15 protein-coding genes are annotated in these 17,876 nt (G+C 69.6%); 3 read left to right on the top strand and 12 right to left on the bottom strand.

The genetic code is table 11. The features are described from left to right. The first annotated feature begins 117 nt into the window (after nt 1-117). A complete protein-coding gene (gene icmF, locus V9G19_RS18930) occupies nt 118-3,360 on the top strand; it encodes a fused isobutyryl-CoA mutase/GTPase IcmF (protein ID WP_462286968.1) in 3,243 nt (1,080 codons plus the stop codon). 92 nt (nt 3,361-3,452) lie between these two features. On the opposite strand, the gene V9G19_RS18925 is transcribed toward icmF, so the two are convergent. Both V9G19_RS18925 and V9G19_RS18920 read right to left on the bottom strand, forming a co-directional pair. Further along, entirely contained in the window at nt 3,453-3,965 is a 513-nt protein-coding gene (locus V9G19_RS18925; protein WP_462286967.1) for a PspC domain-containing protein, read from the bottom strand. A 273-nt stretch (nt 3,966-4,238) separates the two neighbouring features. Next, a complete protein-coding gene (locus tag V9G19_RS18920) occupies nt 4,239-5,327 on the bottom strand; it encodes a hypothetical protein (protein ID WP_462286966.1) in 1,089 nt (362 codons plus the stop codon). 96 nt (nt 5,328-5,423) lie between these two features. Between V9G19_RS18920 and V9G19_RS18915 the strand changes: the two genes are divergently transcribed. Together V9G19_RS18915 and V9G19_RS18910 are read left to right on the top strand one after the other, a co-directional pair. Continuing rightward, the gene (locus V9G19_RS18915; protein WP_462286995.1) at nt 5,424-5,939 is read left to right on the top strand and encodes a peptidylprolyl isomerase; all 516 of its coding nucleotides are present in this window, start codon (nt 5,424-5,426) and stop codon (nt 5,937-5,939) included. Nucleotides 5,940-5,979: 40 nt separating this feature from the next. Then, nucleotides 5,980-6,816, top strand: a complete 837-nt coding sequence (locus V9G19_RS18910) for a rhomboid family intramembrane serine protease (RefSeq protein ID WP_462286965.1) — start codon at nt 5,980-5,982, stop codon at nt 6,814-6,816. Between the two features lie 74 nt (nt 6,817-6,890). Here the strand turns inward: V9G19_RS18910 and V9G19_RS18905 are convergent, their stop codons facing one another. From V9G19_RS18905 to V9G19_RS18860, 10 genes are all read right to left on the bottom strand, one after another. Then, nucleotides 6,891-7,145, bottom strand: a complete 255-nt coding sequence (locus tag V9G19_RS18905) for a cell division protein CrgA (RefSeq protein WP_462286964.1) — start codon at nt 7,143-7,145, stop codon at nt 6,891-6,893. Nucleotides 7,146-7,287: 142 nt separating this feature from the next. Further along, nucleotides 7,288-8,055 (bottom strand): DUF881 domain-containing protein, encoded by a 768-nt coding sequence (locus V9G19_RS18900; protein WP_462286963.1) that lies wholly within the window; start codon nt 8,053-8,055, stop codon nt 7,288-7,290. 2 nt (nt 8,056-8,057) lie between these two features. Continuing rightward, nucleotides 8,058-8,654: a hypothetical protein gene (locus V9G19_RS18895; RefSeq protein WP_462286962.1), complete on the bottom strand. Its 597-nt coding sequence runs from the start codon at nt 8,652-8,654 to the stop codon at nt 8,058-8,060. Between the two features lie 98 nt (nt 8,655-8,752). Next, nucleotides 8,753-9,409, bottom strand: a complete 657-nt coding sequence (locus V9G19_RS18890) for an aminodeoxychorismate/anthranilate synthase component II (RefSeq protein ID WP_462286961.1) — start codon at nt 9,407-9,409, stop codon at nt 8,753-8,755. A 48-nt stretch (nt 9,410-9,457) separates the two neighbouring features. Further along, nucleotides 9,458-11,440 (bottom strand): Stk1 family PASTA domain-containing Ser/Thr kinase, encoded by a 1,983-nt coding sequence (gene pknB / locus V9G19_RS18885; protein WP_462286960.1) that lies wholly within the window; start codon nt 11,438-11,440, stop codon nt 9,458-9,460. 64 nt (nt 11,441-11,504) lie between these two features. Continuing rightward, complete coding sequence (locus V9G19_RS18880) at nt 11,505-12,962, bottom strand: peptidoglycan D,D-transpeptidase FtsI family protein (RefSeq protein WP_462286959.1); 1,458 nt, start codon at nt 12,960-12,962, stop codon at nt 11,505-11,507. Further along, nucleotides 12,959-14,326 (bottom strand): FtsW/RodA/SpoVE family cell cycle protein, encoded by a 1,368-nt coding sequence (locus tag V9G19_RS18875; RefSeq protein WP_462286994.1) that lies wholly within the window; start codon nt 14,324-14,326, stop codon nt 12,959-12,961. The genes V9G19_RS18880 and V9G19_RS18875 overlap by 4 nt, the downstream gene beginning before the upstream one ends. Next, nucleotides 14,323-15,732, bottom strand: a complete 1,410-nt coding sequence (locus V9G19_RS18870) for a PP2C family protein-serine/threonine phosphatase (RefSeq protein ID WP_462286958.1) — start codon at nt 15,730-15,732, stop codon at nt 14,323-14,325. Before V9G19_RS18870 ends, V9G19_RS18875 begins: the two co-directional genes overlap by 4 nt. Nucleotides 15,733-15,735: 3 nt before the next feature. Continuing rightward, a complete protein-coding gene (locus V9G19_RS18865; RefSeq protein ID WP_462286957.1) occupies nt 15,736-16,233 on the bottom strand; it encodes an FHA domain-containing protein FhaB/FipA in 498 nt (165 codons plus the stop codon). 10 nt (nt 16,234-16,243) lie between these two features. After that, nucleotides 16,244-17,500, bottom strand: a complete 1,257-nt coding sequence (locus V9G19_RS18860; protein WP_462286956.1) for an FhaA domain-containing protein — start codon at nt 17,498-17,500, stop codon at nt 16,244-16,246. Nucleotides 17,501-17,876 lie beyond the last annotated feature (376 nt).

Raw genomic sequence — 17,876 nt, 5'->3', positions numbered from 1 at the left:
GCAAGGGTACCGCCGTGATTCATGGACGTCCATGCACTTGCGCACAATAGATGGACGTCCTAGTATTTGACGTACATGGAGTTGCGGTCCGCGCATGCCCTCGCCGATGGAGCCTTGATGAGCGATCAGCCCGCCCTGCACGTCCCCACCAACCCGGTCCGGTTCGTGACCGCGGCGAGCCTGTTCGACGGCCACGACGCAGCGATCAACATCATGCGCCGGCTGCTGCAGAGCCAGGGCGCCGAGGTCATCCACCTCGGCCATGACCGCAGCGTCGCCGAGGTCGTCACCGCGGCCCTGCAGGAGGACGTCCAAGGCGTCGCGATCAGTTCCTACCAGGGCGGTCACGTCGAATACTTCAGTTACCTCGCCAAGGAACTCGCCGTCCGGGGAGCCGAGCACGTCAAGGTCTATGGCGGCGGCGGCGGGGTCATCGTCCCGTCCGAGATCGCCCAGCTCGGCGCCGTCGGCGTGCATATCTTCAGCCCCCAGGACGGCCAGCGTCTCGGCCTACCCGGGATGATCAACGAGCTCGTCCGGGAGTGTGACGACGACCTGTCCGCCCGCCCCGCGCCATTTGACGCCCTCCTCGCCGGTGACGAGCGCGCACTGGCCCGCACGATCACTGTCCTGGAGTCCGGGCGCGATCTCGAGCTGGGCGCGCGGATCCGCGAGGCTGCCGTCTCGCTCACCGTCCCGGTTCTCGGTCTGACCGGCACCGGCGGCTCGGGCAAGTCCTCACTGTCCGACGAACTGATCCGCCGGCTGCGCCGCGACTCCCAGGACAAGGTCCGCGTCGCCGTCCTGGCCATCGACCCGACCCGCCGCAAGGGCGGCGGCGCCCTGCTCGGCGACCGGATCCGGATGAACTCGATCGAGCCCGGCGTCGTCTTCTTCCGCTCGCTGGCCACGCGGTCCGCCGGCGCGGTCGTCCCCGAGGCCCTGGATGACATGATCGCCGCGACCAAGCTGGCCGGATTCGACCTCGTCGTCGTCGAGACCCCCGGCATCGGGCAGGGCGACGCCGCGATCAGCGACCACGTCGACGTCTCGACCTATGTCATGACGCCCGAATTCGGCGCCGCCAGCCAGCTGGAAAAGATCGACATGCTCGACTTCGCCGATGTTGTCGCCATCAACAAGTATGAGCGCCGCGGCGCCGAGGACGCCCGTCGCGACGTCGCTCGCCAACTGGTCCGCAACCGGCAGGCTTTCGGTGCACCTTGGGAGGGTATGCCGGTTTTCGGCACGAGCGCAGCCCGTTTCGACGACGACGGCGTCACCGCGCTCTATCAGCATCTCAAGGCCCTGCTTCGCGACAAGGGCCTTAAGGACTTCGAGGGCAGCCTGCCGACGCCCGACACCAAGACCTCCTCCGGCCTGACCTCGGTGCTGCCCAGAGGCCGGGAGAGCTATCTCGCCGATATCGCCGTCACGGTCCGCAACTACCACCAGGACACCCGCAACCAGGCCGAGGCGGCTCGTCGAGTGCAGCAAATCGCTGCCACCAAAGAGCTTCTCGTGCAGGCGAAATCAAGTGATAACACCACCAATGCGGTGGACAAGCTGCTCATTGACGCCAGGGCAAAACTCAACCCCGGGACGCTCGCCCTGCTGGGCGAATGGCCGGCGCTCGCTGCGTCATACGAAGGCACCGAGCAGGTTTATGTGGTGCGCGGCAAAGAGATCCGCACCCCGCTGACCCGAACCACGCTCTCCGGCAACCAGGTTAAGCGAGTGGCACTGCCACGCTACACCGACGATGGCGAGCTGCTGAGCTTCCTGCGCCGCGAAAACCTGCCCGGCTATTTCCCGTTCACCGCCGGCGTGTTCCCGTTCAAGCGCGTCGGCGAGGCACCGGCCCGGATGTTTGCCGGTGAGGGCGATCCGGCGCGGACCAACCGGCGTTTCCACTTGCTCTCCCAAGGGCGACCGGCCACTCGCCTCTCCACGGCGTTCGACTCGGTGACGCTGTATGGCCGCGACCCCGACCTGCGACCGGACATCTACGGCAAGGTCGGCACCTCGGGCGTCAGTATCGCGACGCTCGATGACATCAAGGTTCTCTACCGCGGCTTCGACCTATGTTCACCGAGGACGAGTGTCTCGATGACGATCAACGGGCCCGCCCCGAGCATCCTGGCGATGTTCCTCAACGCCGCCATCGACGAGCAGCTGGAGGACTTCCGCGACGAGCACAGCCGGGAACCGCGTGCCGAAGAGAACGAGCAGATCCGCGCCCGGGCGCTCGCGACCGTGCGGGGCACGGTCCAGGCCGACATCCTCAAGGAGGACCAGGGCCAGAACACCTGCATCTTCTCGACCGAGTTCTCGCTGCGGGCGATGGCCGACATCCAGCAGTACTTCATCGATCACCACGTCCGCAACTTCTACTCGGTCTCGATCAGCGGCTACCACATCGCCGAGGCCGGGGCCAACCCGATCAGCCAGCTCGCGTTCACGCTCGCCAACGGGTTCACCTACGTCGAGGCCTACCTCGCTCGCGGGATGAAGATCGACGACTTTGCGCCCAACTTGTCGTTCTTCTTCTCCAACGGCATGGACGCGGAATACAGCGTGATCGGCCGGGTCGCCCGGCGCATCTGGGCGATCGCCATGCGTGATCTGTATGGCGCGGACGAGCGCGCCCAGAAGCTGAAGTACCACGTCCAGACCTCGGGCCGGTCCCTGCACGCCCAGGAGATGGACTTCAACGACATCCGCACCACGCTGCAGGCGCTGTGCGCGCTCTACGACAATGCGAACTCGTTGCATACCAACGCTTTCGACGAGGCGATCACGACGCCGACGGCGCACAGCGTGCGGCGGGCGCTCGCCATCCAGCTGATCATCGACCAGGAGTGGGGCCTGTCGATGAACGAGAACCCGCTGCAAGGGAGCTTCATCATCGACGAGTTGACCGATCTTGTCGAGGAAGCGGTCCTTAAGGAGTTCGAGCGGATCGCCGACCGTGGCGGAGTGCTCGGCGCGATGGAGACCGGCTACCAGCGCGGCAAGATCCAGGACGAGTCGATGCTCTACGAGCACCGCAAGCACGACGGGACGCTGCCGATTGTCGGGGTCAACACGTTCGTGTCCGAGGACAAGAGCCACGACGCCACCGAGATCGAGCTGGCCCGCGGCACCGAGTTGGAGAAGCAGTCGCAGTTGACCCGGCTCAAGGCCTTCCATGACGCCCACCGCGACGAGGCGCCGGCCGCGCTGGAGCGGCTGAAGGAGGTCACCACCAGTGGCGGCAACGTCTTCGCCGAGCTGATGAATACGGTCCGGGTCGCCAGCCTCGGCCAGATCAGCCAGGCCTTCTTCGAGGTTGGCGGCCAGTACCGGCGCAACGTCTGACGGCCCCGGCACCGACTCACGCAAACGAGCCGGCCACCCACATGGGGTGGCCGGCTCTGCGGTGGCCGCCGTCGCGACTGGTGTCGGGGTAACTACCAGCGCGGGGCGTCCTGGGGGTAGGCCGCGGGCGGGGTCGTCGGCGCGGCCGGGGTTCCGGTGCTGTGGTGCCCCCCTGCGGCACCGCGGCGACCGGAAACGAGGAAGACGACGGCAACGGCAACCGCGGCGAGCGCGACCCAGCCGAAGTTGATGTGCGCGAAGCCGTCGCTAAAGAGCACGAGCCCGGTGAGGACGAGCAGGGCGATCGACTTGCCTTCGCCGCCGCGCAGCGCCTGTTCGACGTGGACTCGGCCGCGCCGGTCGGGCAGGAGCAGCCAGGCGACGAGATAGACGGTGGCGACCGGGCCGAAGAACGCCAGCACCACGGCGGCGATCCGGACCACCTTGGGCGCCAGGCCGAGCCGCTCGGCGACCGCGCCACAGACGCCGCCGATCACATGGTTGTCGGAGCGGGTGAACGGGCTGGCGTGCAGCTTGCCGAAGAAGCGGTCCAGACCCGAGGGGGTCGAGGTGGTGTAGGGGCTGTGGCTGGTCGTCGTTGTCATGCTTCAACGATGCCGCGCCGCGGTCCTCGAGCGCACTTGGTTAACCCCCTGACCGGACCCCTGAGTGACCCTGATCCGCTCGGGGGCCGACCCCTCGCCCGCCGGATTGCGCCGCCGGCGCGGCCGTCGGCAGGGCTCCGCGTGGCGCCCTTAGCGCACGTTAGTGGGCCTCCCCATAGGTAGCAACCTATGGGGAGGCCCACTAACTGCTGCTAGCAGAACTTCCTCGCGTCGGACCTCGCGTCGGCATCGTCTCGCCGGATCCGAGCGGGGTCAGTTCAGTCGGTCCTTGGCTTCGTCGCCGGCGTTCTCGATCGCTTCGCCGGCGTTGTCGGCGGCGTCTTCGATGGCGTCACCCGCGGCGTGGGTGGCGTCGGAGACTTGGCCCTCGGCGTCGCCGGTGGCGTCGGAAACGGCGTCCTTGGCCTCGTCGGCCTTGTCGGCGACGGCGTCCTTGGCGTCCGCCGCCTTGTCGGCGACGGCGTCCTTGGCCTCGTCGGCCTTGTCGCTCACGGCGTCCTTGGCGTCCCCGGCCTTCTCGGCGACGGCGTCCTTGGCCGCGCCGAGCTTCTCCGCCGCGGCGTCCTTGGCGTCCCCGGCCTTCTCGGCGACGGTGTCCTTGACGTCGGCGGCCTTGTCCTTGACTGCGGCAGCGGCGGCGCTCGCCTTGTCCTTGAGCGAGTCGCCGGCTCCGACGCTGCTTTCACCGAAGGCGGCGCCGGAGGGAGCGGCATACGGGTCGCCGGTGGGGACGGCCCACGGGTCGCTCTGCTGCTGCTTGGACCGGTTGAACACGTATGCCGCGGCCGCGCCGATGATCCCCAGCAGGAGGAGCGTCTTGGCGAACGAGCGCGGCTTCGAGGACTTGACCTCGGCATCTCCGCGCAGCACGGCGTAGGCGTCCGGGGCCCGGTGCGCGGCCTCGGAGGCCTGATCCTTGGCGGCGAGGGCGCCGGCGGCCACCGTGGCGATCGCCCCGGCAACCTTGGGCAGCACCTCATCGACGATCGTCGAGCGCGCGCTCTCGACGGCCGGGGCGGCCCGGTCGACGCCATGCTGGGCGACATCGCGCGCCTGCGCCGCCCGTTCCCGGGCGACTTCCTTGGCCACCTGACGGGCATCGGCGGTCTTTTCATCGAGCATGGCGAAACCGGCGCGCGCCTGCTCCCCGAGGCTTTCCCGGACGTGAGCGGTGCGCTCGCCCGCGGATTCGGCAGCCGACGCGACGCTCTCGCGTGCGCTCGAGGCCTGGTCGGCAAGGCCGGCGCGAGCGCTCGCCGCCTTGTCGGCAGCCGTGCCTAGCTGATCCGAGACGGCATCCTTGGCCTTGGCTGCCTTGGACTTGGGTGGGTCGCAGAACATGCACATCCTCCTTGCGGTCATTTACCCCCACATCCTGCCCCGTTTTGACGCGGGAGGCGCCAAGAGCGTGGCGACAAACATGTTTGAATGACCGGCATGAAGGCAACCCTGCACACCAACCACGGTGACATCGCCATCGTCCTGTTCGAGGCTCAGGCCCCCAAGACCGTCGCCAACTTCACCGGTTTGGCGACCGGCGAGAAGGAATACCAGGACGACGCCGGCCGCACCAGCCCCACCCCGTTCTTCGACGGCCTCGGCTTCCACCGCATCATTCCCGGGTTCATGATCCAGGGCGGTTGTCCGCTCGGGCGGGGCACCGGTGGCCCGGGATACGCCTTCGATGACGAGATCCACCCCGAGCTGACGTTCACCAAGCCCTACCTGCTGGCCATGGCCAACGCCGGCAAGCGCTTGGGCAAGGGCACCAACGGCTCCCAGTTCTTCATCACGGTCGAGCCGACCCCCTGGTTGCAGGGCAAGCACACGATCTTTGGGGAGGTCGCCGACGAGGCCTCCCGGAAGGTCGTGGACGAGATCGCCGCGGTCCCGACCGGGCCCGGGGACGCTCCGCGCGAGCCGGTCGTTATCACCTCCGTCACGATCGACTAAGGCCGCGAACTATCGCGTTAGCTGAAGGAGGCATGCGCCGGTGAGCGAGCCCGCACCCTATCCCGTGGGTTCGCCGGGCCCGCCGCCGGTTTGTCCGCGCCACCACGATCGCGTGGCCTACGTTCGCTGCCAGCGATGCGGCCAGCCGACCTGCCCGGAGTGCCAACGCCCCGCCGCGGTCGGCATCCAATGTGTCGGTTGCGTCAACGCGGCGGCCAAGGTGGCGCCCCGCACCCGCACCGTCCTCGGTGGCCGGTCCGCAGACGGCGGTCCGATCGTGACGATGACCCTCATCGGGATCTGTGTCGTGCTCTGGCTGCTGCAGCAGGCCTCGCTGCGGGTTTATCAGGAGTTGGCATTCGCCCCGGCCATCGGCGACCAGCAACCGTGGCGGTTCGTCACGGCCGCCTTCCTCCACGGACCACTTATCCACATTCTTTTCAACATGTTCGCGTTGTGGATGCTCGGGCCGTATGTCGAGCAGTTGCTCGGGCGCGCGCGCTTCCTCGCGCTCTACCTGCTCAGCGCCCTGGGCGGCACCGTCGCCTACCTGTGGATGACCCCGGTCACCAGCCGCGTCGGCTTGGTTGGGGCATCGGGGGCGGTCTTTGGGCTGTTCGGGTCGCTGATCGCCCTCAACTCGTCGTTGGGCCGCACGACACACGGGATTTGGCTCAACCTGGCGATCAACGCGGTATTGCCGTTCCTGTATCCAGCGATCGCGTGGCAGGCCCATATCGGTGGCTTCCTGACAGGGCTGTTACTCGCCTGGCTGATGACCCGTCGCCAGGGCCGCTCACCGCTGGCCTGGGGCGGCGTGACCGCCGTCGGGCTCGCGCTGATCGCCGCATCCGCGGCCCGCTACCTGCTGGTTTGACAACGCCGCACGCAGGTTATCCCCAGCTCTATCCACAGCTGGGGATAAATGACAACGATGTGATTCGGCCGGTGTTAGCGCCAGCGAGTGGTCATCATGAAGCCCGCCAGCATGAGGGCGAAGCCGACGCCGAGATTCCACCGGCCGAGGCTGGGCAGCGGATATTGCTGCCGGGAGACATAGAAGACAACGACCCACAACAGCCCGACGATCATCAGCGCGAGCATCACGGGCACGAACCACGGCGCGTTGCTGCCCGCGACCTGCGCGGGCTTGCGCGACGGCGGCGGGGTGTATGCCGACTTGTCGCGGTTCCTGGATTCGGGCACCTTTGGGCTCCTTGCGTCGCGCCCCGGTCGCGCGAACACGACGCGGCTCTGGGGCTGGGCGTTCTCGACCAAGCCTAACGCGGGCCCGGCTCGGCGCCCGCGCTGGCGCAGTTGCCGGACACGAGCACACCCTCAGGCTTTGTCAGCGCAACACCCGGGCCGAGGTCAGCGGGGCGCCGCCGACGAAGCCGGGCAGGGTCACCTCGGCCCGCCGCTGCACCGAATAGCCGAGCCCGAGTTCGGCGACATACTGCTTGTAGGTGCGGATCTGCGGATCGGCGTCCAGGGCGGCGACCAGGTCGTCGGGGTCGCCGATCGCGGTGATCGTGAACGGCGGCGCATAAACGCGTCCCTGGAGGATGAGCGTATTGCCGACACAGCGGACGGCGCTGGTGGAGATGATCCGTTGATCCATGACCATCAGCGCGTCGGCGCCACCTCGCCACAGGGCGTTGACGACCGCCTGGACATCCTGCTGATGGACGACGATGTCGTTGACATTGGCCCAGTCAGGGAGCTGGTCGCTGGTCAGCGGCGAGTCATCAAGGCTGACCGCGACCGCCGGGCCCCGCACCGGCGTCTCCCCAGCGACGATGGCGAGCCGGTCGACCGCCGCGGTGGCGGCCCGCAAGGAGGCATCCACCGGGGCATCGCGTCGAGTCAGCTCCTCGACCTCGGTGCGCAGCCGCTCGACCTGCGCGCCCGCCTGGAGGTTGGCCAGGCTGCGCTGGCGGATGAGGTCGGGGACGCCGGCCGCTTCGGCGCGCAGGTTGGTGCCGCGGGCGGCCTGATTGGAGGCGGCAAACAGCACCCCGGCCAGGAGCGCGATGAGCGGCACCAAGGCGCTCCACATCGTCGGCGTGCTGGTCAGCAAGGCCAGCCTGCCGGGCGGCCCGTGCGCGTGCGCCATCGTCACCCCTCCCGATTGGGGTGGCGCGCGGCGTCGATCCAGGCGCGCACCGCAGCCACGCACTCATCGAGGCTCTTGTCGGTGGTGTCGATGATCTCCACCTGCCAGCGCGGGTCGCCGGCCTGCCAGTCGCTCCACCGGTCCCACAGCATGTGCGGCCAGCCATCGGCGGTGATGACCTCGGGTCGATAGGTCGGGTCCGCGGCGTGACCGCGGTGCCAGGCCGCCCACGCCAGGAAGTCCTGTTTGTCGGCCGTCGTCCACTTGCCGGGGTCCCGCTCGTCGAGTCGCCGCAGCCGCTCGGTGTCACTGACGTCAAGCAGACACGCCGAGATCCGGCCCATCAGCGGCGCGGTCGGGACGGCCAGCGCCTCCCCCAACGGCGACTGGCCGCTCAGCAGGAGATCCCTTCCGGCGTCCTCATAGGCGATCGCCCGCTCGGCCCACAACTCCAGCGTCCGCTGCCGCCAGGAAGCGTCGGCATCCTCGGGGACGCCGACCTCGTCGAAATCGTGCACCACGAGGCGCTCCACGGTGGCGCACCGGTGGGCAATCGTGGTCTTGCCCGAGCACACCGAGCCGGTGAGAAGTAGCAGCACAGGCGGGAGTCTGTCAGGTGAGTGCCCGTTCCGGCGAGTCACTTGGTCAAGCCGACCCGTCAGGCCGGTCGTGACCCGGCTGAGCTGGCGTTTTGCGGCTATCCGGCGGCGACCATCCTGGCCACACCGTCGGCGTCGCGGACCAGCGGGCTTAGGCCGGCCGAGGCGGCCACGGCGGCGTCGTCGCCGCACAGGGCCAGCCAGTTGGCGAGCAGCCGGTGCCCGCCCTCGGTGAGCACGCTCTCGGGGTGGAATTGCACGCCGTGCAGGGGCAGCTCCCGGTGCCGGACGGCCATGATGATCCCGGTGCCGGTGTGGCCGTTGGCGATCAGGGTCTCGGGCAGGGTGGGCGGGTCGATCGTCAACGAGTGGTAGCGCGTGGCGGTGAACGGGTCGGCCAGCCCGGCCAGCACGCCGGAGCCGTCATGGTGGACCCGGGAGGTCTTGCCGTGCAGCAACTCGGGGGCGCGCCCTACCGTGGCGCCGCACACGACACCGAGCGCCTGGTGGCCAAGGCACACGCCCAGCATCGGCTGGGCCCGCTCGGCGCACGCGGCGATCATCGCCATCGACACCCCCGCCTCCTCGGGCGTGCCCGGCCCGGGTGAGACCAAGACACCGTCGAAGTCCGCGGCATCCGCCGGGCTGACCGCGTCATTGCGGGCCACCTCGGTGCTCGCGCCGAGTTGCTGCAGATAGCCGACAATCGTGAACACGAAGCTGTCGTAGTTGTCAACGACCAGGATGCGCACCACCCGCCGATCGTATGCCGTTGCGGCCGGGCCCAGTGGCGCCGATTGGTGTCAGTGCCGGCGGCTGGGGCGCCCGCGGCGGCGGCGGTTGGCGCGGTGCAGGCCGAGCGCGAGCACGGGTCCGGCGAGCACCGGGCCCAGGACGATCAGCCCGGTCAGCGTCTCCGGCTGGCCGGGGCCGCCAGTCCGCGGGGCGAGCCGAGGTGAGGCGGCTGCCGGCGGGCCCCCGGGCGGGGAGGTCAAGGTCCCCGTGTCCGTCGAGGTGCCGGTCGAGGTGCCCTCCGACGATGAGGAGGCCGGCGGTGGCGCGGTCACGGTCATCGTCTGGGTGACCGGGGCGGCCTTGGCGATGACGATCGTCACCGTCGACTGGACCGGCACCTGGCCGGCGGCGGGGTCTTGGCGGATCACCGTGCCCTCGGCCTGACTGCTGATCTCCGTCAGCGCCGTGACGTCGAGATCGAGGTCACGCAGGATCCGCCGGGCCTCGTCCTCGGTCTTGCCGCGCAGGTCGGGCAGGTCGATCCGGCCGCTGGCGATCGTCACGTTCACCGTGTCGCCCTCGTGGACCTGGGTGTATGCCGCGGGCTCGGTGAGCACGACGCGCCCGGTCTTTTGCTCCTGGGAGTCGGTGCGGGTCAGTGTCCCAATTTCCAGGCCGGCGTCGGCCAGCATTTTGGCCGCCGTCGTGCGCGACTTACCGATGACGTTGGGGACGCTGACCACCTTGGGCCCGCTCGAGACCGTCAGCGTGACCAGGCTGCCCTCCCGGCGGCTGGTGTTGCCGTCGGGCTCCTGCTTGACCACGAGGCCGGCTTGGACGGTCCGGCTGGAGGCGTCGGAGCGGGCGACGTCGAAGCCGGCCAGTTCCAGCTTGGCCTTGGCCGTTTCAAACGGGATGGAGACGACGGCCGGGACCGTCACCTGCTTGGGCCGCGAGTCGAGGTAGGCCTTGCCGGCGACGCCGAGGACGGCCAGCGCGGCGATCAGCGTCAACACCATCGCGATCGCGCCGCCACGAGAGCGGCGCGACGGCTCGGCATACGAATGCGAGATCGTGACGGTGGCGGTGTTGCCGTCGTGGGCCGATGGCGCGGCGACCGGTTCGGGCTCGGGAGCCGGGGCCGGCCCGGCGAGCGCCCGTTGCAGCGTATGGGTGGCCGCGTCGCTGATCGGCAGGCCCATCCGGGCCGCGTGCAGGTCGGCGCGGAAGGATTCCGCGTCCTGGTAGCGCAGGTCGCGGTTCTTGACCAGGGCGTGCAACACGATCGCATCGAGGCTGTCCGGAACCGCCGCGTTCAGCTCCGAGGGCAGCGGCGGGTCCTTGGTGACGTGCTGATAGGTCAGCGCGACCGGCTCGCCGACGAAGGGGGTGCGCCCGGTGAGCAGCTCAAACAGCAGGCAACCGGTGGAATAGAGATCGGAGCGGGAGTCGACCGCCTGCCCCTCGGCCTGCTCTGGGGAGATGTATTGCGCGGTGCCCAACACCGAGGACGTCTGGGTCATCGTCGCCTGGCCGTCGGCCATCGCCCGGGCGATCCCGAAGTCCATGACCTTGACCGCCCCCTCGCGGGTGATCATGATGTTGGCGGGTTTGATGTCGCGGTGGACCATACCCATCCGGTGGCTGTAGTCGAGCGCGGTGAGGATGCCCTCGGTGATCCGGGCGGCCTCGTGGGGGGTGAGGGTGCCGCGGTCGCGCAGCAGTTCACGCACCGTTGAGCCGTCGATGTACTCCATGACGATGTAGGGAATGGAGACCTCGGCGCCGCCGGATTCGGTCGCGAGCTCCTCGCCGGTGTCATAGACGGCGACGATCGCCGGATGGTTCAACCCGGCGACGAGCTGAGTTTCCCGGCGGAAGCGGGCCAGGAAGCTCGGGTCGCGCAGGTGGTCGCTGCGCAGGATCTTGATCGCCACATCACGCCCGAGGCGGGTGTCGTAGCCGAGATGGACCTCGGCCATACCGCCGCGGCCGATCAGCTCGCCGACCTCGTAACGTCCGCCCAGCAACTGCGGCACGTCCGCGCTCACGCCGCTACCTCCCCTGGCTTGACGAGGGCCCGCCTCCCGGGGGCCGGGTTCACCGATTCGGGCTTCATGAATTCAACACCGCTTCCATGACGGCCTTGGCGATGGGGCCGGCGACCGACCCGCCGGCGGCTTCGCTGCCGGCGCGGCCGCCGTCCTCGACCACGACGGCGACGGCGACCTTCGGGTTGCGCGCCGGCGCGAACCCGGTGAACCAGGCGTGCGGTGCCGCGCCGGCGCCGTGCTGGGCCGTCCCGGTCTTGCCGGCCACCTCGACACCGGGGATCTGCGCCGGGGTTCCGGTTCCGGACGCGACCACGGTCACCATCATCCGGGTGAGCTGCTCGGCGACCTCCGGCGAGATCGCCTCGGAACTCTGCTCCGCCCCGGCGGTGTCGATCGTCTTCAGCTCGCTGGTCAGCACCTTGTCGACGAGATGCGGGTGCATCACCACGCCCTCGTTGCCGATCGCCGCCGCCACCATCGCCATCTGCAGGGGGGTCGCCTTGACCTCGAACTGCCCGATCGCGGACTGGGCCAGCTGCGGCTCGTCCAGCTTGGCCGGCACGGTGCTCGGCGTCACCCGCATCGGCACGGTCAGCTGGTCACCGAAGCCGAACTTCGCCGCCTGCTCCCGCAGCGCGGCGGCGCCGAGCGTCATGCCGAGCGAGGCGAAGGTCGTGTTGCAGGAGATCTCCAGGGCATGCAGCAAGGTGGTCTTGTCGCCCGGCCCGCACGGTGCATGGTCGTGATTGGCGAGCGGCTCGGTGACGCCGGGCAGCGCCAGCTCGGCCGGTCCCGGGACCTCGGAGTCCGGGGTGTAGCTGCCCGATTCGAGCGCCGCGGCGGCGGTGATCAGCTTGAAGGTCGACCCCGGCGGATAGAGGTTGCCGGCGATCGCCCGGTTGAACAGCGGGTCGCCGGGGGCCGCCAGCAGCCGTTCCCAGGCGGCCTCGACGGCGCCGCGGTTGTGTTTGGTCAGCGTGCTCGGGTCGTATGCCGGATGGCTGACCATCGCCAGGATCGCCCCGGTCGCGGGGTCGAGCGCGACGACCGCCCCCCGCTGATTGCCCAGGGCGGTGTCGGCGGCCTCCTGTGCCTTGGGGTTGATCGTCAGCTCGATCGTGGCCCCCACCGGCTCCTTGCCGGTCAGCAAGTCGGTGACCCGGCGATAAAACAATTTGTCGCTCTGCCCGGACAGCAGCGAGTTCTCGGCGCCCTCGATCCCGCCGCCGGGGCCATAGACGAACGAGTAGTAGCCGGTGACGTGCGCATAGCGGGTCGGCTGCGCATAGACCCGGGTCCACTTCAGCTCGTCCTTAGCCGGGGTGGAGGAAGCGATCGGGTCGCCAGCGACGAGGATCGCGCCGCGCTCGCGGGTGAAGTTGGCCAGTTCGGTGCGTTTGTTGCTCGGCAGCGCGTTGATGTTCTTGGCGTCGACATACTGAATCCACGTCGAGGAGAGCAGCAGCAGCGCAAAGAGCATCGCGACGAGCAGCGACAGCCGGCGGATCGGGGCGTTCACCGGGTCACCACCGGAAGGGAGACCGGCGTGGGGTCGTCGTCGGCGACCGGCGCCCGGGCCTGGTCGCTGATCCGCAGCAGGATGGCGACCAGCGTCCAGTTCGCGAGCAGGCTCGAGCCGCCCTGGGACAGGAATGGCATCGTCAGCCCGGTCAGCGGGATGACCCGGGTGATGCCGCCGACGACGACGAAGCATTGCAAGGCCATGGAGAAGGACAGGCCGGCGGCGAGCAACTTGCCGAAGCCGTCGCGGACCCCGATCGCGGTCCGGAAGCCACGCTCGACGAGCAGGATGTAAAGAAAGACGATCGCGACCAGGCCGACGAGCCCGAGTTCCTCCCCGAAGGCGGCGACGATGAAGTCGGAGGAGGCCCACGGCGTCAAGTCGGGGCGGCCCTCGCCCAAACCGGTGCCGAGCAACCCGCCGGCGGCCATACCCATCAACCCGGTGGCCAGCTGGGAGGACACCTTGGCCGCCTCGGGCGAGAAGGCGTGCAGCCACAGCAGCACGCGGTCTTGGACGTGGCCGAAGACCTGATAGGCGGCATACGCGCCGAGGCCGGCGAGCAGCAGGCCGATCGCGATCCAGGAGATCCGTTCGGTCGCGAGATAGAGCATGGCGACAAACAGGCCGAAGAACAGCAACGCCGAGCCAAGGTCCTTCTGCGAGGCGAGCACGGCCAAGCTGGCGCCCCACATCAGCAGGATCGGGCCGAGGTCGCGTCCGCGGGGCAGGGTCAACCCGAGGACGCGCCGGCCGGCGATCGAAAGGACGTCGCGGGTTTGGACCAGATAGCCGGCGAAAAAGACGGCCAAGGTGATCTTGGCGATCTCGCCGGGCTGGAAGGAGAACGGCCCGATGCTGATCCAGATCTGCGCGCCGTTGATCTCCTGCCCGATCAGCGGCAGCCGGGGCAACAGCAGCAACACCAGGCCCAGCGCCCCGGTCAGATAGGTGTAGCGGCGCAACAACCGGTGATCCCGCAGCCAGAGCAGCACCCCGATGGCGATCACCACCGCCAAGGCGCTCCACGTCAGCTGCCGCAACGCCATCCCCGACGACAGGGATTTGCCGGCGGCGAGGTCGAGCCGGTGGATCATGACCAGCCCGAGGCCGTTCAGGAGGGTGGCGATCGGCAGGAGGAGCGGGTCGGCATACGAGGCGGTCAGGCGCAGCACGAGGTGGAAGGCGATGGCGATGCCGAGCAGCCCGCCGGCCTCGGCGAGCAGCCGCGGGGGGAAGGCCCCGGTCACGGCTGCCTCGACGCCGGCGTAGGCGAGGGTGACGATGCCGACGGCAAAGACCAACAAGAGCAGCTCGACATTGCGTCCACGCCGTGGCCGCAACGACGTGACCGCGCTCATCGGCTGGTTCCCGTCGCGGACGTCGAGCCGGTAGGCCGAGTGCCTGTCCCCGTGCTGCTGCTCGCCGGTGGTGCGGTCGAGCTGCTCGTGGCGGACGTCCCCCTCGATGTGGTCGAGGAACTGGACCTGCTCGAGCCGGTGGCCGCGGCGCCACACGGCTGGTTCTTGGCCCGGGCGTCCCGGCAGGCCTGGGCCTGGGTGCGCAGTTCGGCGATCCGCGACTCGGCGGCCGGCAGACCGTCGACGTCGACGCGGTTCTCGACGCTCGTGCGGTAGTAGTCCGGCAGGTCCTCGAGGGGGATGTCGGTGATTTCGACCGCCGTGGACAGCTCAATCGGCCCGATCTTTTGCGACATGCCGCGGAAGACCGCGACATGTTCGCCCGAGACGCCAATGAAGTACTGCTCCTGGGACCAGGCGTAGAAGCCGTAGCTGCCCCCGGCCAGAACGACGGCCACGACGAACAACGCGGCGAGGATCTTGACCAGCCGCAGGACCCGGCCGCTCGGCGCCTCCTCGGCGAGCGCGAGCTTCTCGACGGCCTCGCGCTCCTCGTCCAGGCCGAGGGCCCGGCTGAGCGCGGCTGCCTTCGCGGCGGGCGTGTCGCGCAGGGCGCGATTGCCGGCCGGGCTCAGCCGTGCGGCGCCGACGATCTGCGGGGTCACCGGGGGCAGGTCGCCGCGGGTCAGGTCGACGACGTCGGCGACGATGACCGTGACGTTGTCGGGGGCGCCCGCGCGCAGCGCGAGTTCGACGAGGGTGTCGGCGGCCTCGTCGGGCCCGCCGGAACCGAGGATCTCGGCGATCGTGTCGTCGGCGACGAAACCGGACAGGCCGTCGGAGCACAGCAGGTAGCGGTCGCCGGTGAGGGCTTCGCGGGCGCCGAGGTCGGGCTGGTCGCGGGGAGCGCCGGTGAGCACCCGGGTGACGAGGGAGCGCTGCGGGTGGGTGCTCGCCTGCTCGGGGGTGATCCGCCCCTGGTCGATGAGCGTCTGCACGAACGAGTGGTCGGTCGTCATCTGCGCCAGCTGCCCGTCCCGCAGGAGGTAGCCGCGAGAGTCGCCGATGTGCGCGATCAGCAACTTGTTGCGGGCTCGCAGCACGGCGGTGACCGTCGTGCCCATGCCGTTGAGTTCGGGACGCTCCCGGGCGATCCGGCCGAGTTCGCGGTTCGCGGTGGCGAGGGCGTGGGCGAGGTCGTCGCCGGACTCGTTGCCGCCGGGGGCGTCGTCATCGAGCTGGACCAGGTGGCCGATCACCGTCGAGCTGGCGATATCGCCACCGGCGTGCCCCCCCATGCCGTCGGCGACGACGAGCAGGTGGGGACCGGCATACCCGGAGTCCTGGTTCTCGGAACGGACGAGCCCGACATCGGAGCGAGCGGCGTAGCGGAAGGCGATCGGCACGGGTTACTTCTGCAGCTCGAGGGTAGTGCGGCCGATCCGGATCTCGTTGCCCGGGGCGATACCGACGAGTTCGTCGATGCGGATGTCGTCGACGAAGGTGCCATTGGTTGAGCCGAGGTCTTCGACGGCCCAGCCGTCGGCCGTCCGCACCAGCGCGGCGTGGCGGCCGGAGGCGAAGTCGTCGTCCAGGACCAGCAGGCATTCCGGGTTGCGGCCGATGAGCACGTCGGTGTCGGCGAGGGGGATGCGGGTCCCGGCCAGGGGGCCCGAAGTGACGATCAGGTTGCGGGCGCCTCCGGCTGACCGGTCGCGCCAGTCGGGGCTGGTGGCCGCGGGAGCGGGTGCCGGCCTGCCGGAGGGGCCCGGGGTGCGGGTGGTGATCCGATTGACGACGCGGGTGCCATATAGGTCTCCGCGCAGGACTCCGGCGAGGCTGAAGACGAACAGCCAGAGCAGCACGAGGAGCCCGAGACGCAAGATCGTGAGCGTCAGTTCACTCATGGGCGGCCGCTCACCGTCCGGCGTGGAAGGTCATCGACGTGCGCCCGATCGTCACCTGGTCGCGATCGTGCAGCCGCGTGGAGGTCACCCGCTGCCCGTTGACCCAGGTCCCGTTGGTCGAGCCGAGGTCGCGGACGTTGGTCACCAGGTGCGGGCCGTCGCTGGTCACCCGCACCTCGCAGTGGCGCCGGCTGACGTTGGCGTCCTCGACGACAATGCTGGCGATCGTGTCGCGACCGAGCACGGTCAGCGGGCCGAGCAGCGGATAGCGGTCACCGTCGATCTCCAGCCAGGGCCGGTCCGAGGCGCGTCCGGGCCGCGCCGGCGGCCGCGCGTCGCGGCGGGTGGCCGAGCTGAGCGAGGGCGGCGCCGGCTCGTGGGCGGCCAGCGCTTCTTGGTCGTATGCCGCATCGCCCCTCCGCGTCTGCGCTGATCCGTGCGCGGATCCGTGTGCTGATCCGTGCGGTGGAGCCGCGGCGCTTGCCGCTGTCGCGCCGGCCCCGGAGGGACGCCGGGAGGTGCGATCGGCGTCGCTGTCGAAGGTCGCATCGCGCCGCCTCGACATCGGCTCGGGCTCATAGGTCCCGTCTCTTTCCCCAGCCAGCCGGTCCTCGGGGTCCTGGGTTGGGGCAGCCGGGCCTGCGGGTGCGGGGTGTCCAGGCGCCGGGTGTTCGGCAGCGCGGCCGTTCGGGTCGGGGCGGTCGACGTCGAATACCGGCCGGTCCCGCCCTGGTTGGGCGGATGATCCGGCGAGGTGGGCGGCGTAGGCGGCGGGCGCTGGGGCCGCAACGACGCCAGCCTCCTTCTGCTCATCGTCCTGTCGGCCGGGCTCGGCCTGCGCGCCGTCGTGCCGTTCGCGACCGGGATCGGCCCGCCGGGGGGCGGCGCCGCGGCCGGGTTGGCCGTCGCCGGGGTGGATCCGGAAGACCCCGGTCTCCAGGTCTTTGCCCGGCACGAACGACATCGTGAACGGCGCTCGGGTCAGGTAGCGCTGGCTGTCCGCGTGCTCCTCGGCGGCGGCCAGCAGCTCGTCGCACACGTCGTCCGCGTAGGCATTCAGGCGCTCATAGTCGGTGGGCGACAGCTCGATTGTGTAGTCGGCGGGCACGAATGTGCGGCCCTTGGTCATCGACTGCGCGCGCTCGTCCATGGCCCGGCGCACCGCGCTGGCGATCTCAACCGGTTGCACTTCGGCGCGGAACGCCTTGGCGAAGGCGCCATTGATCGCCCGCTCGAGGCGTTGCTCGATGCGCTGCAACCGGCCCACCGGTCACCTCCTTCACGTCGAGTCGATGGTAGCTGGCATGCCTGCACCAGCCTCGACCCCGCGCAGGAGTCTGACGGACGGAAGCCCAAGCGTGGCGGGTTCCGCACCCGTGCGACCGCAACGCCGCGGGCACCGCTCGTGACCGTCGATGGGCAGATCCCGGTGGGCGGTCAGGGCCCTTGGCAGAGGATGGTGACCACCCCAGCCCGCCGTCGAAAGGACTCCATCGGCACGGTTTTCGCTCTCCGGCGTACCGGAAAGGTCCTCTCGATCTGGCAAAGCTCCTCTCGATCTGACCGGTACCGATCACCCCCGTTCGAGGACCCCACCGACGCGCCGATGAGTCGGTGCCTCCTTAGCCTTGCCCGCGCGTGCC

Origin of the sequence: Nostocoides sp., from assembly GCF_037045025.1 — a bacterium.
GTDB lineage: Bacteria > Actinomycetota > Actinomycetes > Actinomycetales > Dermatophilaceae > Nostocoides_A.
This window is presented reverse-complemented; position numbering and strand designations above follow the sequence as displayed.

What these genes read in the sequence shown, in the direction of transcription:
- V9G19_RS18920 (WP_462286966.1), bottom strand. Translation starts at nt 5,327, where the DNA reads ATGTTCTGCGACCCACCCAAGTCCAAGGCAGCCAAGGCCAAGGATGCC.
- V9G19_RS18925 (WP_462286967.1), bottom strand. Translation starts at nt 3,965, where the DNA reads ATGACAACGACGACCAGCCACAGCCCCTACACCACCTCGACCCCCTCG.
- V9G19_RS18915 (WP_462286995.1), top strand. Translation starts at nt 5,424, where the DNA reads ATGAAGGCAACCCTGCACACCAACCACGGTGACATCGCCATCGTCCTG.
- V9G19_RS18900 (WP_462286963.1), bottom strand. Translation starts at nt 8,055, where the DNA reads ATGGCGCACGCGCACGGGCCGCCCGGCAGGCTGGCCTTGCTGACCAGC.
- V9G19_RS18875 (WP_462286994.1), bottom strand. Translation starts at nt 14,326, where the DNA reads ATGAGCGCGGTCACGTCGTTGCGGCCACGGCGTGGACGCAATGTCGAG.
- icmF (WP_462286968.1), top strand. Translation starts at nt 118, where the DNA reads ATGAGCGATCAGCCCGCCCTGCACGTCCCCACCAACCCGGTCCGGTTC.
- V9G19_RS18865 (WP_462286957.1), bottom strand. Translation starts at nt 16,233, where the DNA reads ATGAGTGAACTGACGCTCACGATCTTGCGTCTCGGGCTCCTCGTGCTG.